The following is a 23,603-nucleotide window of genomic DNA, read 5'->3' as shown; positions in this document are numbered from 1 at the left end:
ATGTTCCAACAATCCATCCGATCAATCATTGTTCGCTCGTCTCGTCAAAGCAATAGCCGGCGTCGCCGCCCTGCCCCGCGCGGCGATGCGCTGGTTTGGCTAATACTTTCCGGCAAATTGGCGCGGTTGCCGGTTTGGTAACGCCAACCGTTAAGGATGCCCCGTCTCACGAGGCCGTGGCTTGCGGAAAGCCCGCAAATATGGCCTGTAACTTCAGTTGAATCGATTTTTTGCTGGGGGAACAATGATCCGGTATTTTGCCGCGCCGATTGCCGCCATCGCACTGCTGTCGGCGACCGCCGGCGGCGCCTTCGCCGAGGAGTTCGACTCGCGCGACATCATGGGCGGCGGCCCGAATTTCTTCCGCGGCGGCTCGAGCCCAGTTCCCCGCACCACCGTCATGTATAACGGCAACTACGCCCCGGGCACGATCGTGGTGAACACCTCGGAGCGCCGGCTCTATCTGGTGCTCCAGAACGGCCAGGCCCTGCGCTACGGCATCGGTGTCGGCCGCGACGGCTTCCGCTGGGGCGGCGTGCACCGGATCACCGCCAAGAAGGAATGGCCGGACTGGACGCCGCCGTCACAGATGCTGGCGCGCCGGCCGGACCTGCCGCGTCACATGAAGGGCGGCGTCGAAAATCCGCTCGGTGCGCGCGCGATGTATCTGGGCTCGACACTCTATCGCATCCACGGCTCCAACGAGCCGGAGACGATCGGCCAGGCGGTGTCCTCGGGCTGCTTCCGCATGACCAATGACGACGTCACCGACCTCTACGGCCGCGTCGGGGTCGGCACCACGGTGGTCGTGCTGAACAACTAGCAAGAATCGGCGGCGCGTGGATATGCGGCCTTGTGCGTCGGTTCCGAATACGGCAGCGTCGCCTGGCAATGAGCGCATTGGCCCCGTCTCCGTCCGGCTTTCGCATCGTGCTGCTGGCGCTCGCCACCGTCGCGTTCGCGCCTGACACCGCTACCATCGCCGTCGCGGGCGAATTGCCCGCGATCGCTTCGCGCCAGCGCGCCGAGAAGAAGAGCTTTACCGACGGCGAGATCGTCGACGGCTTTCTGAAGACGGCGTTCGGCGCCGAATACCACCTTGCCGGCCGTGTCGATCGCATCCGCAAGTTCGACGGACCGGTGCGCGTGTTCGCCGAGAGCGATCGCGCCGACCGCAAGGCGCAGCTCGCGAAAGTCGTAGCCGACATCGGCAAGCGCGTGCAGCATCTCGACATCGCCATGATCGACTCCAGCGAAGCGGCGAATGTGCGCGTGAAGCTCGTGCGCGACCGCGATCTGTTCCGCACCATCTCGAGCTTCTACGGTGCGGAGAAGGCCCGCGAGATCCGCACCTCGCTCGATCCGCAATGCCTGTCCGGCTTCCGCAAGAACGACAATTTCGAGATCGAGCATTCCGACGTCATCCTCACCGTCGACAACGGCGATTTCACCTTCCTCGACTGCGCCTATGAGGAGCTGCTGCAATCGCTCGGCCCGATCAACGACACCGCCAGCGTGCCCTGGACCATGTTCAACGACAACGTCTCGATGGGCTATTTCGACGTCTATGACCAGTACATCCTCAACCTGCTCTACGATCCCCGCATCAAGGCCGGCATGACCGTGGCTGAGGTCAAGGCGGCGCTGCCCGACGTGCTCACCGATGTACGCATTTGGGTAAGGCGCGTGAACGATCTGAAGGAGTGAGATCGCAAGGGGAGAAGGAAAGCACCGTGGCGCGGCTTTACGCCTTCTTCGCCTTCGACATCAAAAATTGCTGGCGCATCACGTTGTTGCTTCCGTCGTAATATTCGGAGATCAGCGCCTCGAACTCGCTGCGAAAACTCCGCAGCCTGTCCGGCTCGTCCTTGTACTGGGCGACGAGCTTGATCAAAGGCCCGATCGTCGTTTCCATGGTGCGGCGGAAATGCTGCGGGCTGAGTGCGGACGGCGTCATGATGTCCATCTCGAAGGTGATATCCTTCGCTTTCCCTGCGAGACGTTCGGCGACGATCTTCGGATCGCCCCACGACACCGGTGAGGCCACGCCCTCGGGCGGCGGCAGATGGCGGCCGATCAGCGCGAACATCCGGCCGACATAGAGATGCGGCGGCCAGGTGGAGAAGGCGATGGTGCCGCCGGGCTTCAGCACGCGCAGCATCTCGCCGATGGCGACCTTGGGACGCGGCGCGAACATGTGGCCGAACTGGCTGAGCACCACGTCGAACTCGTTGTCGCCATAGGGCAGGCTTTCGGCGTCGCCTTCGGCGAAGTCGACATCGAGATTCGCCAGCTGCGCGTGCTCGCGGGCGCGCTCGAGCAGGACCGGCGACAGGTCGAGACCCCTGACCTTCGCACCGCGGCGCGCCGCCGTGATCGCGGCAACGCCGGTGCCGCATCCGACGTCGAGCAGCATTTGGCCGGTCGCGACCCCGGCGAAGCTCACGAGCTTGGCGGCCGAGGGCGTGGTGAACACTTCCATCGGCGTGAACAGCGACCAGGCTTCCTTCTGGACTGCCTTGAAACCAGCAAACGGGTCTTGGTCGGCCATGGAACTCTCCCTTCGCTCAATGTCAGTTTTTCATGAGGCTGACGACGGATGCCAAAGGTTCAACGCAAGCCCATGACGGCGACGGCTTCGCCTCCCTGGCGGTCCTATTGCACGAGATCGGCAACGATGGTCGCGGCCTTGAGGCCGGTGCCGGTGAGGACCGCGACCGTGGTCTCGGTCGCCTTGATGCTACCGGTGACGGATAGTTTCTCCAGCGCGGCGGCAGCACTTGCGCTGGTCGGCTCGGCGAACAGGCCCTGCCGCGCAAGACGCCGCAGCGCGGCGACGATCTCGTCCTCGGTCAGCGCGACAGTGCCGCCACCGCTCTCGCGCAACGCGCCGATGATCTCGCGCAGGCGCAGCGGATGCTTGATCGCGGTGCCTTCGGCGATGGTCTTGTTCACCTCGCGCGCGACAGGGGTGTCGACGCCGGCCTTGAAGCTTGCATCGATCGGCGAGCAGTTGAGCGGCTGCGCCGCGAACAGGCGCGGCAGCCTGGTGATCTGGCCGGCTTTCAACAGCTCACGGAAACCAAGGGCGCAACCCAAAAGGCTGCTGCCGGCGCCGACGGGCACGATGACGTTGTCGGGGACGCGGAAGCCGAGGTCCTCCCATATCTCATAGGCGAGCGACTTGGTGCCTTCGAGGAAGAACGGTTGCCAATTGTGGCTGGCATAGAAGGTCTGGCTCGACTGCCGGATTGCCTCGGCCTCCGATTCCTCGCGCGGGCCCTCGACCAGCTGCACCGCCGCGCCATAGGCGCGGACCTGCGCGATCTTGGCCGGCGATGTCGAGGCCGGCGCGAGAATCTTCACGCGCATGCCGCCGGCGGCGCCGAGACCCGCCATCGACGAGCCGCCATTGCCGGACGAGTCCTCCAGAATGGCGTCGACGCCGATCTGCCGAAGGAAGGACAGCATCACGGCGGAGCCCCGGTCCTTGAAACTGCCGGTCGGGTTGAACCATTCGAGCTTGAAGAACGGGCGCAGCTCGCCCCAGGCCTGCTGCACCAGTGGCGTGCAGCCTTCGCCGAGCGTGATCGGAGTCTTGATCTCGACCGGCAGCGCCGCCCGGTAGCGCCAGAGCGAACGCGTGCGCGGCTCGATCTCCTCCCGCGACATCCCTGCCCCGGGCGTCACCAGCAGCGGCGTGCGCTCGTCCGAGCACCAGCGCGGCTGGTCCAGCGGATAGAGCTTACCGTTGCGGGGGTCGATGTAGGCGGGGGCGGGCATGGCGGTCTCCAAGGAAGGCGATGCGGCAAAGGCGATCTGTACGTTTTGGTTTGATGACACGTTTTGTCCGGAAACTCGACGCCCGGCACGCCAACCGTGTGGCGCCTCTTGAAAACGTGAAAACCATAATTACTTCATCATCTTACTGCGGTGGCGGAGAGCTCCGCCAGTGCGGTAGCGTGGGACTCGGGCAAGCGCTGCCGGGTCGCGGGACGACAGGAATTTGGCCGCGAACCGCCCCGCCCCCGCGCAGCACGATTAACTTGTCTGTCGCGACTGCCCGCTACAATATGTTGGATTGAGCTCGCGCCGCCGGTGTTCCGCATCGGCAGCGCGACGAGCCAAGGCCCGTCCGAGCGGCGGGCCGTTGGCTTTTTAGGAGTTTGGTCATGAGCCGCGCGAACCGTACCGACCACATCCGCCTCACCTCCCATCCGGAGCCGGGCAGGACAGCCGCCTTCCCGATCCACTGGGGCGCCGCCGACGCACGCACCCGCGGTCCGATCATCGGCACGGTGTCGCGCGCGGGAGATCGCAACGTGATCGGCAGCCATGGCGGCTCCTATGCGATGTACCGCGCGCTCGCGGTGTCCGCCGGCGCGCTCGATCCGATTCGTAGGCCCGACCTCACCAACACGTTTCCCGCGGCGACCATCGGGCCGTTCCCGCAATGGAGCGATCCCGCCAAGATCGTCGCGCTCGATCCCTGGGGGCATCTCGTCGCCGAGAATTTCGGCAAGGACATCGCCGAGGGCATCGACATCAGGCCGAGCATCGCGGTGACGCGCGCGCGGCTGGACCTGCCGGAGATCCGCGAGGCGCTCGCCGCCAAGCGCCTGCGCGCCGACGGCGACGTCGTGCACGCCAATGGCAGCGTGTCGGTGGTGAAGATCGCGATTGATCCGGTCTGGTATCTGCCAGGCCTTGCGGAGCGCTTTGCGACCAACGAGACCGAGCTGCGGCGCACGCTGTTCGAGCAGACCGCCGGCATGTTCCCTGAGCTCGTGACCCGGCCGGACATGAAGGTGTTTCTGCCGCCGATCGGCGGCACCACCGTCTACATGTTCGGCGACGTCACCAAGCTGCCGGACCATCGCACCAAGATCACCTGCCGCGTGCATGACGAGTGCAACGGCTCCGACGTGTTCGGCTCCGATATCTGCACCTGCCGGCCCTACCTCATTCACGGCATCGAGGAATCCGCGCGCGGCGCGCAGGAGGGCGGACTCGGGCTCGTGATCTACAACCGCAAGGAAGGCCGCGCGCTCGGCGAGGTCACGAAGTTCCTGGTCTACAATGCGCGCAAGCGCCAGGAGGACGGCGATGCGGCCGCCGCCTATTTCGAGCGCACCGAATGCGTCGCCGGCGTCCAGGACGCGCGCTTCCAGCAATTGATGCCCGACACCATCCACTGGCTGGGCCTGAAGCGCATCGACCGCTTCCTCTCGATGAGCGACATGAAGCATGACGCTTTGACCTCGCAGGGCATCGACATCGTCGAGCGCGTGCCGATCCCGCCCGAGCTCATTCCCGCCGACGCCTATGTCGAGATCGCCGCGAAGAAGGCCGCCGGCTATTACTCCACCGACATTGCGCCGGAGAAGGACGTCGACGGCGTGGTCGGGCGTTCGCTGGAAAAATACTGATCGATTGATGGCAGACGCTTTGGAATTGCAGGCCCGTTCGCTGCTTAGCGCAGCAGCGGTTCGCGCGCGTGCCGGCGAGATGTTTGGGATCGGTCTGAACGGCGGGCTGACGCATTTCACCATCGATCTCGATCGCATGGATGGCGTTGCCGACGCCGTTCTCGCCGTGACGCGCGAGGCCTATCCGACGCTGGAGATTCCGTTCCATGCGCGCTGGCGGCATTTCGTGCTTGATGGCGTCGACCGTTGGGCGCGGCTCGCGGACGCGACGTCATGGCCCGACCGCGCGGCACGGGCGCGCGCGGAGTTCGACCTTGCCATCGTCAGCGTGCTGCTCGACGCCGGCGCGGGTGCCGCGTGGCGATACCGCGACGCGGTGACGGGACAGAGCATCGGCCGATCCGAGGGACTCGCGATTGCGAGCCTCGACATGTTCGCAAGCGGCCTTTTTTCCCACGATCCCCGCGCGCCCTTCAGGACCGATGCCGACGTGCTCGCGCGACTGCCACTCGCCGCGCTCACTTCGGCCTTTCAGGTGAGCGATGCCAATCCGCTGCTCGGGGTCGAGGGGCGGACCGATCTGCTGCGCCGCTTGGGCAAGCTGGTGGCGGAGCGGGCGGACGTGTTCGGCGCGCACGACACCCCGCGGCCGGGCGGGCTGTTCGATCACATCGCGGCGCAGGCGAAGGGCGGCGCGGTTCCCGCGCCCGCGATTCTCTCGGCGGTGCTGAATCAGCTCGGACCGATCTGGCCGTCGCGGCTGGAGCTTGCCGGGATTCCGCTCGGCGATTGCTGGCGCCACCCGGCGATCAAGGCCGATGACGCTACCGCGGGCCTTGTGCCCCTGCACAAGCTGTCGCAATGGCTGAGCTATTCGTTGATCGAGCCGCTGCAGCGCGCCGGATTCGACGTCACCGACATCGACGGCCTGACCGGGCTTGCCGAATATCGCAATGGCGGGCTGTTCGTCGATCACGAGGTGCTGCGCCTGCGCGACGCCGCCGATGCCGAGCGCGCGCATGCGGTGGATTCCCTGCTCGTCGTCGAGTGGCGCGCGCTGACCGTGGCGCTGCTGGACCGGCTCGCCGAACTGGTCCGCGCCAAACTCGGGCGCACTCCTGAGACATTGCCGCTCGCCAGCATTCTCGAAGGCGGCACCTGGGCCGCGGGCCGCGCCATCGCCTTCGCGCGCCGGCCCGATGGTTCGCCGCCGCTCAAGGTGATCAGCGACGGTACGGTGTTCTAGTCTCTCGTTCGAGTTCGCGGAAACAGATCCTTCATCCGGCGCTTCGCGCCACCTTCTCCCACAAGGGGAGAAGGAAGAAAGGCATCCGATCATGCAAGGCGTCACGATCGTCGATCATCCGTTGGTGCAGCACAAGCTGACCCTGGTGCGGGACAAATCGATCTCGACCAAATCGTTTCGGGAGCTGATCAAGGAGATCGGCATGCTGCTGTGCTACGAGGTGACGCGCGACCTGCCGCTCGCCGATACCGTTATCGAAACGCCGCTGGCGACGATGCATTCGGCCAAGATCGCGGGCAAGAAGCTGGTGTTCGTGCCGATGCTGCGCGCCGGCACCACTTTCGTCGACGGCATGATGGATTTGGTGCCGACCGCGCGCGTCGCCCATATTGGCCTCTACCGCGAGCCGCACAGCTTTGCCGCGGTCGAGTACTTCTTCAAATCGCCGTCCGATCTCAGCGAGCGCCTGGCGATCGTGGTGACGCCCGTGGTTGCGACCGCCAACACGGCTGTGGCCGCAATCGACCGGCTGAAGGAGCGCGGCGCCAAGGATATTCGCCTCGCCTGCCTGATCGCCGCCCCCGAAGGGCTCGAACGGCTGCGCGGACTGCATCCTGACGTGCCGATCTGGACGGCCGCAGTCGATGAAGGTCTCGACGAGAACGGCTTTATCCTGCCGGGCCTCGGCGACGCCGGCGACCGCGCCTACGGGACGAGATAGGCGCCGGCTTGCAAACCGCGTCACGTTAGGAACAGGTTCGCTCGCGCAAGGTTTTCCTGCTCTACGATGGAGAGCACGATGACCTATCAGGATGACCGCAGGGCAGACAGAGCACGCCGCAACAGCCCGGTGGGCTGGGCGATCGGCGCGATCTTCGTGATCGCCGTGGTCGCTGCCGTCTTCTTCTACAATGGACGCGACGTCGGCCCGCAGACCACGACCTCCAATCCGAACAACGCGCCGAGCGTCACCACCGGATCGAATCCACCTGCTGCGCCCGCGAAGTGATGCGCTGAGGGCGGGCCGTCACACCTTGCCGCTGCCGCAGATCCCCTTCAGCGCCTGCCACTCCGCATCCGTGAGCAGCGGCGGGCCGCTGGCGGGGCGGTCTTCTTTCGTCATGCGCGCGAGGCGGTCCTCGGTCAGCGGATGGCTCGCCAGGATCGACGTGAGGCCGCCGCCTTCCTTGCCGGTGATGCGGAACATCAATTCGGCTGCAGGCTTAGGCGAACGGCCGAGCTTGTGCATGATCTCGATGGCAAACGTATCCGCAGCGGTCTCGGCCTCGCGCGAATAGGAAGCCTCAACCACGCTGCGCGAGGCGAAGATCACGGCGCTCGAGCCAGTGACGTCGCCGAACAACAGGCCGATCAGGAACGAGGTGCCGCCGTTGTAGATCAGGCCGCGCATGTTGTCGTAATGCTTGAGATGACCGAGCTCGTGGGCGAGGATGCCGGCGATCTCGTCGGCATTTTCGGCCTTGTCGAGCAGGCCCTTCAGCACGAACACCTTGCCGCCCGGCAGCGCGAACGCGTTCGGCACCGGGGTCGGCAGCACGCCCGCGGTCATGGAATCGTCGTCGAGGCCGGCGGCATCGCGCAGCCGATTGACGAGCTTGACGAAGGCGGCTTTCCCCGCCCCATCCTGGCACTCGCTGCGCCCGAAGATCGTCTTCACCTGAACCTCCGCCGCATCTCCAATGCGCCGCTCGATCGGTTTCGGCACCAGCGGCGCGAGGCGGTCGGCAGCGAGCGGCACGCCGAACAGCACGACGCAGACAATGGAGACGGCGGCAGCCATCGACCAGCCGACGATTTTTGCGACCCCGCGGCGCGAGGTCTGGTGCTCGTCGAGCCGCATGCAGCGCGCGGTCACGTCTGACGCGAGCAGAGCGTCGCGGATTTCCAGCCGGGCCAGCGGCGGAGCGGAAGCGCAGGCGAGCCGCAAGATGCCGGGCGGGCTATCGGCGCGGCGGATGTCGGCATAGGCCCAGCGAACGGGCGTCGCACCCTCTTCGAGGATCTCGAGCGCGTCACCGAGCGTCAGCGCCACCTGCCGCCTGCGGCTCGACACGCCGTCGAAGAAGATCGTCGGCTTTGCGGATTGCGCCGGGACCTCTGTGGACAACTCACTCACAGCTCAGAATCCCGCGACATCGAGTCCATCGGCAAAGCCTTCGCCGAGCGCGCTGGCGAGCTCGGCGCTGCCGCGCACATCCGCCGCGGCTCCGATGTTGTGCACCTCGACAGTTTCCAGCACCTTGGCCCAGAGATCGCGCTGGAGATAGACCCGCATGACGATGTTGAGGGCGAGAGCGAGTGCGAAGTAGCCGATCACCATCATCACCAGCGTCGGGATGCTCTTGGCGGCATTGCCCCGCACCAACGCCTGCTCGACCGAAAGACCGCTCAGCTTGACGACGAGCATGGTCGCTCCGCCGATATAGGCGGCGAAGATGGCCGAGAGCAGCATCCACCAGCCGATCACTTTCCAGTACAACGCGTAGAATGCGTTGTGCGGCAATTGCGAGGACACGCTGACGTCGCCGATGCGGATACCGTCGAGCCACCAGCGCCACTCGCGCGCCTTGAACTCGGCATAGAAGAACGGCGCGAGCGGGAAGATCACCATCGCGATCGGGCTCAGCAGCCACAGCCACCAGCCGCGCTTGAAGAATGTCCAGCCGTCGCCTTCGAAATCGCCGCGTAAATCGCCGTAATGGGTGTGCCGCATCTTGTAGCGTTCGAGCGAGGCCTCGCGCCACGGCAATGCGAGCCCGAGCGTCAGGAACACGAGCAAGCCCCACAGCATGGCGCGGAACGAATAGGCCCAGCCCGATCCGTCCATCCAGAACCGCACGCCGCGCCAGACCGTGCGCGTCAGGCGATAGCGCCGCGCGCGAAAGATCGCAAACTGACCAAAGGCGTAGAAGCTGATGAACAGCGGCGTCGAGGCAAAGCCCTGCCAGCGTTCGAACTCGATACCGACAAGGAAGTAAGCGAGGTAGATCGGCACCAGGATCGCGAGCGCGAACAGGAAGCCGACCAGCAGCTCCTTGGCCCGCCCGGTATATTCGGCGGCGTCGCCATCAACCGCGGTGTTCGCCCACAGATGACGGCGGATGTCGGTGACGAGCCAGAACCGGTAGAAGCCGAAGGTGACGAGCTCGAGCAGGGCACCCTTGGTGACCAATTTGCGAAACTCGGTACGGTTGCCGGTGAAATCGACCCGCGTGGGCGGCAGCGGCGGGGGTAAGGGTTCGGAGCCGATGGGGGCCCATTGCATGTCGTTCACGGCGGCAACCTCGGGGTGCGGATCTGGTTCGATCAAACTTATAGATCAGAGATTAGTCGATCCCCAAGATGGGCGGGTTCGATTTAGCTCGATTCCGGTCGATTTCTGGCACGATTCCACGGCCGAGGGCGTGCGCGAGATCACGTTGTTGGATCAATGGCCTCGTAGTCCGGATGGAGCGCAGTGCAATCCGGGACAGCGGCAGTGGCGGACCGAATCCCGGATTTCGCTCCGCTCCATCCGGGCTACATCACACCCATGTGGCAAAACTCGCCCTTGCTCCGGCGCAGACAACCGGCTGTAATTGCAAATCAAATACCGCAGCGCAGAATTCAACGAGAACGCGCGGTTGATGTCAGGGAGAGCGGTCATGCATGGGACCATCGAAAACGCGGCGAAGCTCGACGCGTTACGCGCACGCGCTACGTCACTGCCGCTGGAGCAGTTCGATCCGGGCGACCCAGAGCTGTTCAGGACCGATACGTTCTGGCCCTATTTCGATCGCCTGCGCCGCGAAGATCCCGTGCACTATTGCAAGGACTCGATGTTCGGGCCGTATTGGTCGGTGACGCGCTACAACGACATCATGGAGATCGAGACCAATCATTCGGTATTCTCCTCGGCCTCCTCGCTCGGCGGCATCACCATCCGCGACATCGATCCGGAACTGCGCCGCGAGAGCTTCATCTCGATGGACCCGCCGCGCCATGCGGCGCAGCGCAAGACCGTGGCGCCGATGTTCACGCCGACGCATCTGGACAATCTCGCGCTCAGCATCCGCCAGCGCTCGGCCGAGTGCCTGGACAATCTGCCCCGCGGCGAGGTGTTCGACTGGGTCGACCATGTCTCGATCGAGCTCACCACGCAGATGCTCGCGGTGCTGTTCGACTTTCCCTGGGAGGATCGCCGCAAGCTGACGCGCTGGTCGGACATCGCGACCACCATTCCCGGCCCCGACGGCCTCGTCGCCACCGAAGACGAGCGTCAGGCCGAGCTGACGGAATGCGCGGGCTATTTCACGCGACTGTGGAAGGAACGCATCGAACAGCCGCCGAAGAGCGACCTGTTGTCGATGATGGCGCATGGCGCCGCGACGCGCGACATGGACGCGAAGAACTTCCTCGGCAATCTCATCCTTCTGATCGTCGGCGGCAACGACACCACCCGCAACACCATGTCGGGCTCGCTCCACGCGCTGAGCCAGCACCCGGAGCAATATCGCAAGCTGCGCGAAAACCCAGCGCTTCTCGACAGCTTCGTGCCGGAAGTGATCCGCTGGCAGACGCCGCTGGCCCATATGCGGCGCACAGCGCTTGCGGACTTCGAGTTCCGCGGCAAGCAGATCAAGAAAGGTGACAAGGTCGTGATGTGGTACGTCTCGGGCAACCGCGACGCCGATGCGATCGAAAAGCCTTACGAATTCATCATTGACCGCGCGCGGCCGCGCACGCATCTCTCGTTCGGCTTCGGCATCCACCGCTGCGTCGGCTTGCGGCTTGCCGAACTCCAGCTCAAGATTATCTGGGAAGAGATCCTCAAGCGATTCGACCATATCGAGGTGGTCGGCGAACCCAAGCGGGTCTATTCGAGTTTCGTGAAGGGTCTTGAAACCTTGCCGGTGAAGATCGCGGCTTAGATTCGCAAAGATGAGTTCGACACGTCCACAAGGAAGCTGTGCCCCCTCTCCCGCACGCGGGAGAGGTCAAGAAAGCAACTGGAGCAAACCACCATGAACATCCAAGCGCCGGTTCAAGTGGACAAGGCCGAACGCATGCGCAGGGCGCGCGAGGAGGCCTATGCGACGCCGCTGGCGCAATTCCACCCGGGCGCGCCCAGGCTGTTCCAGGACGACACCCTGTGGCCGTGGTTCGAGCGGCTGCGCAAGGAAGAGCCGGTGCATTACTGCACCAATGCGCCGATCGAGCCGTATTGGTCGGTGGTGAAGTACAACGACATCATGCATGTCGACACCAATCACGGCCTGTTCTCCTCGGATTCAACGCTCGGCGGCATCGGGATCCGCGACGTGCCGGAAGGCTATGACTGGCCGAGCTTCATCGCCATGGACCAGCCGCGTCATTCGTCGCAGCGCAAGACGGTGTCGCCGATGTTCACGCCGACGCATCTGGACGAACTGGCAAAACTGATCCGCCAGCGCTCGCAGACCGTGCTCGACAATCTGCCGCGCAACGAGACCTTCAATTTCGTCGAGCGCGTCTCGATCGAGCTGACGACGCAGATGCTAGCCACCCTGTTCGACTTCCCCTGGGAAGAACGGCGCAAGCTGACGCGCTGGTCCGATGTCGCGACCGCGCTGCCCAAGAGCGGCATCGTGGCCTCGGCCGAAGAGCGCCGCCGCGAGATGGACGAATGCTACGCCTACATGTCCAAGCTCTGGAACGAGCGCGTCAACTCCGCGCCGCGCAACGACCTGCTGTCGCTGATGGCGCACAACGACGCCACGCGCTTCATGGACCCCGATAATCTCATGGGCAACATCATCCTGCTCATCGTCGGCGGCAACGACACCACGCGCAACACCATGACCGGCTCGGTGCTGGCATTGAACGAGAATCCGGAGCAGTACGACAGGCTGCGCGCCAACCCGGAACTGATCGATTCCATGGTGCCCGAAGTGATCCGCTGGCAGACCCCGCTCGCGCATATGCGGCGCACCGCGCTGCAGGACACTGAAGTTGGCGGCAAGCACATCAAGAAGGGCGACCGCGTCGTGATGTGGTACGTCTCCGGCAATCGCGACGAGGAGATGTTCGAAAAGCCGAACGAGTTCATCATCGACCGCCCGCGGCCGCGGACCCATCTCTCCTTCGGCTTCGGCATCCACCGCTGCGTCGGCATGCGCCTCGCCGAACTCCAGCTCAAGATCGTCTGGGAAGAGATGCTGAAGCGCTTCGACCGCATCGAGGTAGTCGGCGAGCCCAAGCGGATCTATTCGAGCTTCATCAAGGGGTACGAGTCGCTGCCGGTGAGGATTCCGGGGTAGAGTGCTCGCTATACGGCAGGTGTTTCTCAACCTCAGCTGTCATGCTCCGCGACCCGGCTACGCCAAGGCTTCGCCGGGCTGAGGTCCAGGGGCGCCGAAGCTTTAGCGTAGGCGGCAAGCGGGGCATCCAGTATGCCGCGGCTTCTCGGCTCAAGCACTGCGGGCTCTGGAATACTGGATTTGCCCACCTTCGCGGGCAATGACACGCGGGGGTGGATTGAGAGCGGGCGACTCCACCCCAGCTATAAAATTCCGGCATGACAGCTCGCGCAACATGCGATGGGTCGCATACGGCCTTCTGTCCTAAACCGCACCGCCACATCTAACTCAACTTGATGTCCCACACGCCGTCCTTGCGGCAGGCGGCGACTTCCTCGCGCAGGAGGGCGGTGACGGCAAGCGAGGCCGTCGAGACCGGACGGTCGATCGGAGAGGCGAATATGAGTTCGCGCGTCATCGGCTTCGAGACGACAGCCGTTTCCAGCCGCCCGTCCGCGACCTCGCCGTGGACCGACGAGGGCGGCAGCAGCGCGAAGCCGAGGCCTTCCTCGACGAGGCTCGTGAGCACGCGGAACGAATCCGCCTCGAGCTGGACGTTGAGCTTGATCTTGCGCTGGGCCGCCGCATGCTCGATCAGCGCACGGAGACCGTGGGAATGACTGGGCAGCACCAGCCGTTGCCGCAGCAGCCAGCCGACATCGACGCTCTTCTTGCGCGCGAGGCCACAACCGCGCGGACCAACCGCGACGATGTTGTCGCGCCCCAAGCTCTCCACGTTGAGATGCAGATCGGCGGAGCGGCCGTAGAGGATGGCGAGATCCATCTCGCCGCGATGCAGCCATTCGACGAGATGGCCGCTGTAGCTCTCGACGATGCGCAGCGAAATGCCGGGAAATTTTTCGACGCAGCGCCGCGCGAAGCGCGCCGACAGCACGCAGCTCACGGTCGGGACCAGGCCGAGCACGACCTGGCCCGATGGCGGCCCCTTGGACGACTGGATGTCGTCGCGGATCTGGTCGATCTGCCGCACGATACCGGAGGTGCGCGCCAGCAAGAGGCGGCCGGCATCCGTGAGCACCATGCCGCGGCCGTTGCGGGTGAACAATTCCGTGCGCAGCTCGTGTTCCAGGAGCTTGATCTGCCTGGAGAGCGCCGGCTGCGCCACGCGCAACGTATCGGACGCCTTGGAGAGGCTGCCGAGCTCCGCCACGCAACTGAAGGTCCTGAGCTGACGGAAATCCATGCTTGCCAATCCTGGAAGGCTACTCCATACGCTATAGCAAATGAGCATAGGGGGCTGGCAGTGTTTTCACAACGCCAGAGGATCGGCCGGCGTTATCTTAACTGCCGCACATACGGGAAACCCCATGAGTGAAGAACACCACACCGAAGATCACGCCGACATCCGCGAAGCCGTCGCAAAGCTCTGCGCGCAGTTTCCCGGCGAATACTGGCGCAAGCTCGACCGTGAGATGGCCTACCCGAAGGCCTTCGTCGACGCGCTGACCGAGGCCGGCTATCTCTCGGTGCTGATCCCCGAGGAATATGGCGGCGCGGGCTTGAAGCTTTCAGCGGCCGCGGCGATCCTCGAAGAGATCCAGCGCGCGGGCTGCAACGGCGGCGGCTGCCACGCCCAGATGTACACGATGGGCACCGTGCTGCGGCACGGCAATGACGAGCAGAAGGCAAAATATCTGCCGAAGGTCGCGAGCGGCGAATTACGGCTGCAGGCCTTCGGCGTCACCGAGCCGACCAGCGGCACCGACACCACTTCGCTGAAGACCTTCGCGCGCAAGGACGGCAACGCCGGCTACGTCGTCAACGGCCAGAAGATCTGGACCAGCCGCGCCGAACATTCCGACCTGATGCTCCTGCTGGCGCGCACCACGCCGAAGGACCAGGTCAAGAAGCGCACGGATGGACTTTCGGTGTTCATCGTCGACATGCGCGAGGCCAAGAACAAGGGCCTCGAGATCCGCCCGATCCGCACCATGATGAACCATGCCACCACCGAAGTGTTCTTTACCGACATGAAGGTGCCGGCGGAAAATCTGATCGGCGAAGAGGGCAAGGGCTTTCGCTACATCCTCTCCGGCATGAATGCCGAGCGCATTTTGATTGCTGCCGAATGCGTCGGCGACGCCAAATGGTTCATCGCCAAGGCCACCAGCTACGCCAAGGAGCGCAGCGTTTTCGGCCGGCCGATCGGCCAGAACCAAGGCATCCAGTTCCCGATCGCCAAGGCCTACGCCGCGATGCGCGCGGCCGAACTGATGGTGAAGGAAGCGACGCGCAAATACGAGGCCGGGCTCGACTGCGGCGCGGAGGCCAACATGGCCAAGATGCTCGCGGCCGATGCGTCGTGGGAAGCGGCGAATGCCTGCGTCCAGACCCATGGCGGCTTCGGCTTCGCCGAGGAGTACGACGTCGAGCGCAAATTCCGTGAGACGCGGCTCTATCAGGTCGCGCCGATCTCGACCAACCTCGTGCTGTCCTTCATCGCCGAGCACGTCCTCGGCATGCCCCGCTCGTACTGAGGCAGCCATCATGGGAGCACTTGACGGGATCAGGGTGATTGCGGTCGAGCAGGCGGTGGCGGCACCGTTCTGCTCGTCGCGGCTGGCGGATGCCGGCGCGGAAGTCATCAAGATCGAGCGGCCCGAGGGCGATTTTGCCCGCGGCTATGACGCGGCGGCCAAGGGCCAGAGCAGCTACTTCGTGTGGCTCAACCGCGGCAAGCAATCGGCGGTGGTCGATCTCGCCACCAGGGAAGGCTGCGCCGAACTGGAGCGACTGATCGCGAGCGCCGACGTGCTGATCCAGAATCTCAAGCCCGGCTCGATGGACAAGCTCGGCTTTTCGCGGGAGCGGCTCTTGAAGGATTATCCCAGGCTGATTTCATGCACGATCACCGGCTATGGCGACGACGGCCCCTATGCGCACCGCAAGGCCTATGATCTCCTGATCCAGGCCGAGAGCGGCCTTGCCTCGATCACCGGCAATCCCGACGGCGCCTCGCGCGTCGGCATGTCCATCGTCGACGTCGCGACCGGTGCCACCGCGCATGCGGCGATCCTGGAGGCGCTGATCGGGCGCGGACGCACCGGCAAGGGCGCCGACATCCGCATCTCTATGTTCGACGTGATGGCGGACTGGTGCACCGTGCCGCTGCTCAATTCCGAAGCCGGTAATCCGCCCAAGCGCATGGGGCTGCGCCATCCCTCGATCGCGCCCTATGGCGTGTTCACGTCTAGCGACGGCAAGGACATCCTGATTTCGATCCAAAGCGAGCGCGAGTGGAAGACGCTTTGCGCAAAAGTGCTGGACCAGCCCGATCTGCCCGCCGATCCGCGCGTGGCCAACATGGTCGAGCGCGTGCGCAACCGCGACTTCACCGACAAGACGGTCGCGGATGCCTTCGGCAAGATGACGCGCGATGAGCTATTGAAGCGGCTGTCCGAGGCCGACATCGCCTTTGCCGAGGTCAACACCATGGCGGACCTCACCAAGCATCCGCATCTGCGCCGCATCGAGGTGGACACGCCGCAGGGACGCGTCAGCTATCCCGCGCCGGCGCCGATCATTGTCGGCGAGACGCGCAGCTATGGTGCTGTACCGGCGATCGGCGAAAATCCCCAATCCAAGAAATAACAAGAGCGAGGCGTCATGACCGAGAAGCTCGACATCGATCATCTCAGGCAATGGATCGGCCGCAGCGAAGAGGCCACCGACACCGTCACCGCGCAGCTCGTGAAGGGCCTGCGTGCGACGCTGTTCCAGGAGGTCGGCGCGCCCAAGCCGGGCGACGCGGCGCCGTTCACGGTGCATTGGTGCCTGGCGCAGCCGGTGTTTCCGATGTCGATGCTCGGCCCCGACGGCCACCCCACCCGCGGCGGCTTCCTGCCTCCGGTGCCGCTGCCGCGCCGGATGTGGGCCGGCGGCGAGATCGAGTTCCTGCAGCCGCTGCGCGTCGGCGACGAATCGACGCGGAGCTCGCGCATCGCGGACGTACAGGTGAAGACCGGCTCGACCGGCACGCTGTGCTTCGTCTCGGTCGAGCACAGCATCTCCTCGCCGCGCGGCATCGCCATCCGCGAGCGGCAGGACATCGTCTATCGCGAGATGACGACGACGTCCGCGCCGGCAAAGGCGCCGCCTCCGCCGCCGAAGGCGCAGCATCGCCAGACGCATGTCTCCGATCCCGTGCTGCTGTTTCGTTATTCCGCGCTGACCTTCAACGGCCACCGCATCCATTACGACCGCGACTACGTCACCAAGGTCGAGGGATATCCGGGCCTGATCTTCCACGGGCCGTTGCAGGCAACCTTCATCATCGAGATGGCGGCGAAGCTGCGCGGCGGCAAGCCGCCGAAGAAGTTCACCTATCGCGGCCTCCAGCCGCTGTTCGAGGGCTCGGAGTTCTCCATCAACGCCAACGAGACCGCTGATGGCATGGAGCTGTGGACCGCGAACGCGGAGGGGCAGCCGACGATGAAGGGGACCGCGGTGTGGTGATGGTCTCTCCTCGTCATTGCGAGGAGCGAAGCGACGAAGCAATCCAGACTGTCGCCGCGGCGGCATTCTGGATTGCTTCGCTGCGCTCGCAATGACGGGTGAGGTAGCAGCGCCGATGGACAACAGGGAACGGCAACCATGGTGAAGAACGGCAAAGCCACAACCAAATCCGTCACCGTCAAGCAGGCGACGCTCGACCTGCTACGCTCCTTCGGCATCAAGAAGGTATTCGGCAATCCCGGCTCGACCGAGCTGCCGTTCCTGAGCGACTGGCCCGACGACATCGACTACGTGCTCGCGCTTCAGGAAGCCTCCGCCGTCGGCATGGCCGACGGCTATGCGCAGGCGACGCGCAATGCCGGCTTCGTCAATCTGCATTCGGCCGCCGGCGTCGGCAACGCGCTCGGCAACATCTATACCGCGCATCGCAACCAGACGCCGCTGGTGATCACCGCGGGCCAGCAGGCACGCTCGATCCTCCCCTTGCAGGCGTTCCTCTATGCCGAGCGTGCGTCCGAATTCCCGCGGCCTTATGTGAAGTACAGCGTGGAGCCGGCGCGGCCCGAGGACGTTCCGGCCGCCATCGCGCGCGCCTATTACACCGCGATGCAGCCGCCATGCGGGCCGACCTTCGTCTCGATCCCGGTCGACGACTGGGCGCATGCGGCCGCTCCCATCGAAGCACGCAAGGTCAGCCGCGAGATCGGGCCCGAAGCTGACGCGATGAAGGCGCTGGTCACCGCATTCAATTCAGCCAAGCACCCTGCCCTCGTCGTCGGCCCCGGCGTCGATCGCGCCGGCGCGGTCGACCTGATGGTGCGCGTGGCCGAGAAGGCCAGGGCCAGCGTCTGGGTCAGCCCGTTTTCGGCGCGCTGCTCGTTCCCGGAACGTCATCCCCAATTCGCGGGTTTCCTGCATGCCTCGCCGGCGCAATTGTCGGACGCGCTGCGCGAGCACGACCTCGTCGTCGTGATCGGCGCGCCGGTGTTCACCTTCCACGTCGAGGGCCATGCCGCGATCTTCGACGGCGGCGCGACGATCTTCCAGATCACCGATGACCCGGATGCCGCGGCGGTGACGCCGGTCGGCACCAGCATCATCGCGACGATGAAGCCGGCGCTCGCAATGCTGCTCGACCTCTTGCCGGAGAGCAAGCGCGCGGCACCGAAGGGGCGAACGCTGCCGCCGGCCCTGCTAGCCGGCGATCCGTTGCCGGTCGAATTCCTGCTGCATTCGCTGTCGCAGGCGATGCCGGACGGCGCGTCGCTGGTCGAGGAAATCCCCTCGCACCGGCCGGCCATGCAAAAGTTCATGCCGATGCGCGGCCAGGACAGTTTTTACACCATGGCGAGCGGAGGCCTCGGCTACTCGCTGCCGGCCGCGGTCGGCATGGCGCTCGGCAAGCCGACGAGCCGCACGGTGTGCCTGATCGGTGACGGCTCGGCGATGTATTCGATCCAGGCGCTGTGGACCGCCGCGCAGCGCAAGCTGCCGCTCACCATCATCGTCATCAACAATTCCGGCTACGGCGCGATGCGCTCGTTCAGCCAGGTGATGCAGGTGAGGAACGTGCCGGGACTCGAGTTGCCGGGGATCGATTTCGTGCGGCTGGCCGAGGGCATGGGCTGCCATGCGGTGCGGGTGAGCAAGGCGGCCGAACTGGGCGAGGCGCTCAAGCGCGGGATGGCATTCGAAGGGACGAGCCTGGTGGAGGTGGTCGTGGATTCGGCGGTGCCGGTGCTGTACGGGCAGAAGCATTGAGGGCCGACCGTCGTCCTGGCGAAAGCCAGGACGACACCGGAGGTCGTGGCAGGCCCCTTCCTACGTCCCGAAATCTTCCCGCATCTTAGCCTGGATCTTGGCCATGCCGCCGATCCAACGGTCGTAATTCTCGGTCTTCTTGCGCATGTAGCCGAGCACCTGCGGGTGCGGCAGGATCAGGAACGTCTCCTGATCGAGACCGGCGAGCACGTCCTTGGCGACCTGCTCGGGCGAGAGGTCGCCGTCGCCGGATTGCGGGCCTTTGGGGATCGAACGCAGCATGTTGGTGTCCACGCCCTGCGGGCAGAGGATCGAGACACGGATGTTGTGCGCCTTGTGCGAGATCGCGAGATTTTCGGCAAAGCCGACCGCGGCATGCTTGGTGGTGGAGTAAGCCGGGCTGCCGACCTGCGACAGCAGGCCGGCGGCCGAGATCGTGTTAAGGAAATAGCCGCCGCCGCGCGCCTTCATGCGCGGGATCAGATGCCGCGCCGCATAGACATGCGCCATGACGTGGATCGCCCAGCTGCGCTGCCAGGGCTCATCCGAGGCGCCGCCGGCATTGACCGACATCGGGTCGAAGCCGCCGCCGATGCCGGCATTGGAGCAGAACAATTCGATCGGGCCGAACTGACGCTCGGTCTCCTCGATGACGTGGGAAATATCCTTTTCCTGCGCGACATCGCATTTGAAGGCCGCGCCATCCACCGTGGCCGCGACCGCCCGCGCGTTGTCCGCGTCCATGTCGGCGACGACGACCTTGGCCGCACCCGCCTTGTGAAAGGCTTCGCACAGCGCCTTGCCGATGCCGTTGGCGCCGCCCGTGACGACCACGACCTTGCCGGTCACCTGCATGCGACGTCTCCTCTTGTCTTGTACCGTTTTGGCTTATTGCGCTTCGCGGAGCTTGCTCAGCTCAACACGAGGTCGAGCACCGCGGTATAATGGCACGCCGCGCCGGCCAAGACAAAGCCGTGCCAGATCGCATTCTGGAAGCGCAGCCGCCGCCAGGCATGAAAGATCACGCCGAAGCTGTAGAGCAGTCCACCCGCAAGGACGAAGCCCAGCACCAGCGCAGGCAGCGCCTTGACCACGGAATCGTAGAGCATGATGCCGCTCCAGCCCATCGCTAGGTAGATCCCGACCGCAACGCGGTCGAACCGGCCGGGGTAGAGAAGTTTCAGCACGATGCCGAGGAGCGCCACGCACCAGACGCCGGCGAGCAGCACCAGCGCGAACCCACTGTCCTTCACCTCCAGGATGAACGGCGTGTAGGTCGCCGCGATCAGGAGATAGATCGCCGAATGGTCGAAGCGCCGCAGCAGCCATTTGGCCGGCGAGACTGGCCACAGATTATAGGTCGCCGACAACACCAGCATCGAAAGCAGGCCGGCGACGTAGATCGAGACGCCGACGATGTCGGTCGCGTCGGCAAAGAGCACCGTCAGCACCACCAGCACGGTCGCGGCAATGATGCCGCAGAGCACGCCGATCGCGTGGATCACGCCGTCGGCGATCAACTCGGCGCGGTCGTAATGCCAGCCGACCGCGTCGGCGGCTGCGTGGACGGAGGAGGATGCGAGCTGTTTCAATTGGAAGACGGTCATGGCAATCCGCAAGGTGAGTTAATACCCTCTTGTATGGGTGTTTCGGGATCGGCGCGTCGTTCAAACGGCTGATTTGCCGACAAAGACGGTGGAAGTATGAAGCTTGATTTTCCTCAGGCAGTTGCCACTTTTGTGATTAGTCCTTTTTGCCTATCCGCCCTCGCCCGGGATTCCCAACGTTCATATGGCATTTAGTTTCCAGGATATGATCGAGGAGGCGCGCCTGTCGGCTCGGGCGCTGATCGACTACGGCGAGCATTTCTTCAATCCGACGGTACGATTGGGGGTTACCGGCCTGTCCCGGGCCGGCAAGACGGTGTTCATTACCGCGCTGATCCACGGCCTCACCCGTGGCGGCCGGTTTCCGGTGTTCGAGGCCTATTCATCCGGGCGGATCGCGCGGGCGCATCTGGCGCCGCAGCCGGACGACGCGGTGCCGCGCTTTGCCTATGAGAGCCATCTGCGCGCGCTGATCGAGGAGCGGCGCTGGCCGAACTCGACTGTCGACATCAGCGAGCTCAGGCTCGTCATCGACTACCAGCGCCAGAACGGCGCCGACCGCACGCTGACGCTCGACATCGTCGACTATCCCGGCGAGTGGCTGCTCGACCTGCCGCTGCTTCAGAAGAGTTTTGAGCAATGGTCGGCCGAAAGTCTCGCCTTGTCACGCGAGGCGCCGCGCGTCCATCTTGCCGCGGATTGGCACGCGCATCTCGCAACGCTCAAGCCCGAGGCGCGCGAGGACGAGCAGGCGACGCTGACGGCCGCAAAGCTCTTCAGGGGCTATTTGCAAGGCTGCCGCGACGAGCGGTTTGCGATGAGCCTGCTGCCGCCCGGCCGCTTCCTGATGCCGGGCAATCTCGCCGACACACCGGCGCTGACCTTTGCGCCGCTCGACGTACCCGCGGGTGGCCAGGCGCCGGAGGGATCGCTGTGGGCGATGATGGTGCGCCGCTATGAGGCCTACAAGGACGTCGTGGTGCGGCCGTTCTTCCGCGATCATTTTGCTCGGCTCGATCGCCAGATCGTACTGGCCGACGCGCTCGCCGCGTTCAACGCCGGCCCCGAAGCGCTGCACGATCTCGAAGCCGCACTCGCGGGCATTCTCGACTGCTTCAACATCGGCCGCAGCACATTCCTCTCCGGCCTGTTCCGGCCGCGGATCGACCGCGTGCTGTTCGCGGCGACCAAGGCGGATCATCTGCATCATTCCAGCCATGACCGGCTGGAGGCCGTGCTGCGCCGCGCGGTCACCCGCGCCGTTGCGCGCGCGGAAAATACCGGTGCGGCGATCGACGTCGTCGCGCTCGCCGCCGTCCGCGCCACGCGCGAGGCGCAGGTCGCGCATGGCCGTGACAAATTGCCGTCGATCTTGGGAACGCCCGCCGCGGGAGAAAGCGCCGGCGGCGAATTCTTCGACGGCAGCACCGAGGTGGCAACCTTTCCGGGCGACCTGCCCTTGGATCCCGAGCCGTTGTTCAACGGCACCGACGCATTCCGCGGCCTCTCGACCGAGGCCGCCGGGAAGAGCGATTTTCGCTTCCTGCGCTTCCGTCCGCCGAAGCTCGAACGTGAGGGGGCCGACCACCCGGCGCTGCCTCACATCCGCCTCGACCGTGCCTTGCAGTTCCTGATCGGAGACAAATTGTCATGAACGACCGATCGAAGCCACGGCGACCGGCGACGTTCCGGCTCGACGACCCCGGCGTCGTCGTCACCGAGGCCGACGAGACGACCCGGCTCGGCCGTACCACCATCCAGATCACGCCGGAGCCCGATCCGGCGAATTTGCCGGTGCCAATCGCAGCGACGCTTCCGGCGCGGCGCGGCTTTCCCTGGGGCCCAATGTTCTGGTCCGGCGTTGCCGGGCTGACGCTGCTCGGGGTCGGACTCGGCGTCGTCCGTCTGATCGAGGATCTGTTTGCGCGCAGCGACAGCCTCGGCTTCGTCGGAGTGGCCCTTGCCTTCATCACCGCGCTTGCGCTCGCGGTGGTGACCGGACGCGAGGCTTTCGGGCTGGCGCGGCTAGCAACCATCGAAAAGCTGCATCAGCGCGCAGCCGCTGTTCTTGCCAGCGACGATCGCAAGGAGAGCCGCATCATCGTGCAGGATCTGCTCAAGATAGCGCATCAGAACCCGCAGCTCGCGCGCGCCCGTGCCGCCCTGGAGAGCCACGCCGGCGAGATCATCGACGGCGCCGACATGATCCGGCTCGCCGAGCGCGAATTGATGTCGCCGCTGGACATCGAGGCGCGGCGGCTGGTGTCGTCAGCCGCGCAAAAAGTCTCAATCGTCACGGCGGTGAGCCCGCGAGCGGCGATCGACGTGATGTTTGTGTTCATCGTGTCGCTGCGCCTGATCCGCCAGCTCGCTTTCCTCTATGGCGGCCGGCCTGGCGCGCTGGGCATGATCCGCCTGCTCCGCCATGTCATCGCCCATCTCGCCATCACCGGCGGCATGGCGGCGAGCGACAGCCTGGTGCAGCAGATGCTCGGCCACGGCATTGCGGCGAAGCTGTCGCAGCGGCTGGGCGAAGGCATGCTGAATGGATTACTGACGGCGCGGCTCGGCCTCGCCGCAATCGACGTCACACGGCCGTTGCCGTTCGCCGCACTGCCGCCGCCGAAGCTGTCGGACCTCGCGACGGATCTGCTGCGGAAGAAGGACGAGGAAGAGTAGAACGCCATCTTGCGCGGCGGACTCGTTTTCCCCTCTCCCCTTGCGGGAGAGGGTGGCTCGCCGCAGA

At 65.1% G+C, this 23,603-nt stretch carries 21 protein-coding genes; 14 read left to right on the top strand and 7 right to left on the bottom strand.

The genetic code is table 11. The features are described from left to right. Positions 1-244: 244 nt before the first annotated feature. Complete coding sequence (locus IVB54_RS06470; RefSeq protein WP_007596474.1) at positions 245-823, top strand: L,D-transpeptidase; 579 nt, start codon at positions 245-247, stop codon at positions 821-823. A 68-nt stretch (positions 824-891) separates the two neighbouring features. Next, complete coding sequence (locus IVB54_RS06465; RefSeq protein ID WP_018453696.1) at positions 892-1,707, top strand: DUF2927 domain-containing protein; 816 nt, start codon at positions 892-894, stop codon at positions 1,705-1,707. A gap of 37 nt (positions 1,708-1,744) precedes the next feature. Here the strand turns inward: IVB54_RS06465 and IVB54_RS06460 are convergent, their stop codons facing one another. Further along, entirely contained in the window at positions 1,745-2,551 is an 807-nt protein-coding gene (locus IVB54_RS06460; RefSeq protein ID WP_018453695.1) for a class I SAM-dependent methyltransferase, read from the bottom strand. 104 nt (positions 2,552-2,655) lie between these two features. Further along, complete coding sequence (locus IVB54_RS06455; protein WP_026232576.1) at positions 2,656-3,783, bottom strand: threonine synthase; 1,128 nt, start codon at positions 3,781-3,783, stop codon at positions 2,656-2,658. A 389-nt stretch (positions 3,784-4,172) separates the two neighbouring features. On the opposite strand from IVB54_RS06455, the gene IVB54_RS06450 reads away from it, so the two are divergent. The 4 genes from IVB54_RS06450 (at position 4,173) to IVB54_RS06435 (ending at position 7,684) form a co-directional block, all read left to right on the top strand. Then, positions 4,173-5,429 (top strand): GTP cyclohydrolase II, encoded by a 1,257-nt coding sequence (locus IVB54_RS06450; RefSeq protein WP_018453693.1) that lies wholly within the window; start codon positions 4,173-4,175, stop codon positions 5,427-5,429. Positions 5,430-5,436: 7 nt separating this feature from the next. Further along, positions 5,437-6,675 carry a URC4/urg3 family protein gene (locus IVB54_RS06445; RefSeq protein WP_247296112.1) on the top strand — a complete coding sequence of 413 codons (1,239 nt, stop codon included), beginning with the start codon at positions 5,437-5,439 and terminating at the stop codon, positions 6,673-6,675. Between the two features lie 91 nt (positions 6,676-6,766). After that, positions 6,767-7,396: a uracil phosphoribosyltransferase gene (gene upp / locus IVB54_RS06440; RefSeq protein ID WP_007614501.1), complete on the top strand. Its 630-nt coding sequence runs from the start codon at positions 6,767-6,769 to the stop codon at positions 7,394-7,396. Between the two features lie 78 nt (positions 7,397-7,474). Next, positions 7,475-7,684 carry a hypothetical protein gene (locus IVB54_RS06435; protein WP_026232575.1) on the top strand — a complete coding sequence of 70 codons (210 nt, stop codon included), beginning with the start codon at positions 7,475-7,477 and terminating at the stop codon, positions 7,682-7,684. An 18-nt stretch (positions 7,685-7,702) separates the two neighbouring features. On the opposite strand, the gene IVB54_RS06430 is transcribed toward IVB54_RS06435, so the two are convergent. Both IVB54_RS06430 and IVB54_RS06425 read right to left on the bottom strand, forming a co-directional pair. Next, complete coding sequence (locus tag IVB54_RS06430; RefSeq protein WP_026232574.1) at positions 7,703-8,812, bottom strand: M48 family metallopeptidase; 1,110 nt, start codon at positions 8,810-8,812, stop codon at positions 7,703-7,705. Positions 8,813-8,815: 3 nt separating this feature from the next. Continuing rightward, positions 8,816-9,970: a YjgN family protein gene (locus IVB54_RS06425; RefSeq protein WP_039798822.1), complete on the bottom strand. Its 1,155-nt coding sequence runs from the start codon at positions 9,968-9,970 to the stop codon at positions 8,816-8,818. Between the two features lie 370 nt (positions 9,971-10,340). On the opposite strand from IVB54_RS06425, the gene IVB54_RS06420 reads away from it, so the two are divergent. After that, on the top strand, positions 10,341-11,606 hold the full coding sequence (locus IVB54_RS06420) for a cytochrome P450 (protein ID WP_018453688.1): 1,266 nt from the start codon (positions 10,341-10,343) through the stop codon (positions 11,604-11,606). A 93-nt stretch (positions 11,607-11,699) separates the two neighbouring features. Further along, complete coding sequence (locus IVB54_RS06415; RefSeq protein ID WP_018453687.1) at positions 11,700-12,974, top strand: cytochrome P450; 1,275 nt, start codon at positions 11,700-11,702, stop codon at positions 12,972-12,974. Between the two features lie 322 nt (positions 12,975-13,296). On the opposite strand, the gene IVB54_RS06410 is transcribed toward IVB54_RS06415, so the two are convergent. Further along, positions 13,297-14,217 carry a LysR substrate-binding domain-containing protein gene (locus IVB54_RS06410; protein ID WP_085349559.1) on the bottom strand — a complete coding sequence of 307 codons (921 nt, stop codon included), beginning with the start codon at positions 14,215-14,217 and terminating at the stop codon, positions 13,297-13,299. A gap of 124 nt (positions 14,218-14,341) precedes the next feature. Between IVB54_RS06410 and IVB54_RS06405 the strand changes: the two genes are divergently transcribed. The 4 genes from IVB54_RS06405 (at position 14,342) to mdlC (ending at position 19,250) form a co-directional block, all read left to right on the top strand. Next, a complete protein-coding gene (locus IVB54_RS06405; protein ID WP_018453685.1) occupies positions 14,342-15,511 on the top strand; it encodes an acyl-CoA dehydrogenase family protein in 1,170 nt (389 codons plus the stop codon). A 10-nt stretch (positions 15,512-15,521) separates the two neighbouring features. Next, the gene (locus IVB54_RS06400) at positions 15,522-16,625 is read left to right on the top strand and encodes a CaiB/BaiF CoA-transferase family protein (protein ID WP_026232572.1); all 1,104 of its coding nucleotides are present in this window, start codon (positions 15,522-15,524) and stop codon (positions 16,623-16,625) included. Positions 16,626-16,640: 15 nt separating this feature from the next. Continuing rightward, a complete protein-coding gene (locus tag IVB54_RS06395) occupies positions 16,641-17,489 on the top strand; it encodes a MaoC family dehydratase N-terminal domain-containing protein (protein ID WP_018453683.1) in 849 nt (282 codons plus the stop codon). A gap of 138 nt (positions 17,490-17,627) precedes the next feature. Continuing rightward, entirely contained in the window at positions 17,628-19,250 is a 1,623-nt protein-coding gene (mdlC, locus tag IVB54_RS06390; RefSeq protein ID WP_247296115.1) for a benzoylformate decarboxylase, read from the top strand. A gap of 60 nt (positions 19,251-19,310) precedes the next feature. On the opposite strand, the gene IVB54_RS06385 is transcribed toward mdlC, so the two are convergent. Together IVB54_RS06385 and IVB54_RS06380 are read right to left on the bottom strand one after the other, a co-directional pair. Further along, positions 19,311-20,105, bottom strand: a complete 795-nt coding sequence (locus IVB54_RS06385) for an SDR family oxidoreductase (protein WP_018453681.1) — start codon at positions 20,103-20,105, stop codon at positions 19,311-19,313. A gap of 56 nt (positions 20,106-20,161) precedes the next feature. After that, positions 20,162-20,857 (bottom strand): hemolysin III family protein, encoded by a 696-nt coding sequence (locus IVB54_RS06380; RefSeq protein WP_018453680.1) that lies wholly within the window; start codon positions 20,855-20,857, stop codon positions 20,162-20,164. 184 nt (positions 20,858-21,041) lie between these two features. Between IVB54_RS06380 and IVB54_RS06375 the strand changes: the two genes are divergently transcribed. Continuing rightward, entirely contained in the window at positions 21,042-22,511 is a 1,470-nt protein-coding gene (locus IVB54_RS06375; RefSeq protein ID WP_026232571.1) for a YcjX family protein, read from the top strand. Beyond that, positions 22,508-23,536, top strand: a complete 1,029-nt coding sequence (locus tag IVB54_RS06370) for a TIGR01620 family protein (protein ID WP_018453678.1) — start codon at positions 22,508-22,510, stop codon at positions 23,534-23,536. The genes IVB54_RS06375 and IVB54_RS06370 overlap by 4 nt, the downstream gene beginning before the upstream one ends. Positions 23,537-23,603 lie beyond the last annotated feature (67 nt).

It is taken from the genome of Bradyrhizobium sp. CW1 (assembly GCF_023100665.1).
Lineage (GTDB): Bacteria > Pseudomonadota > Alphaproteobacteria > Rhizobiales > Xanthobacteraceae > Bradyrhizobium > Bradyrhizobium canariense_D.
Note: the sequence above shows the minus strand (reverse complement) of the source record. Positions and strands in the feature narration are given on the sequence as shown.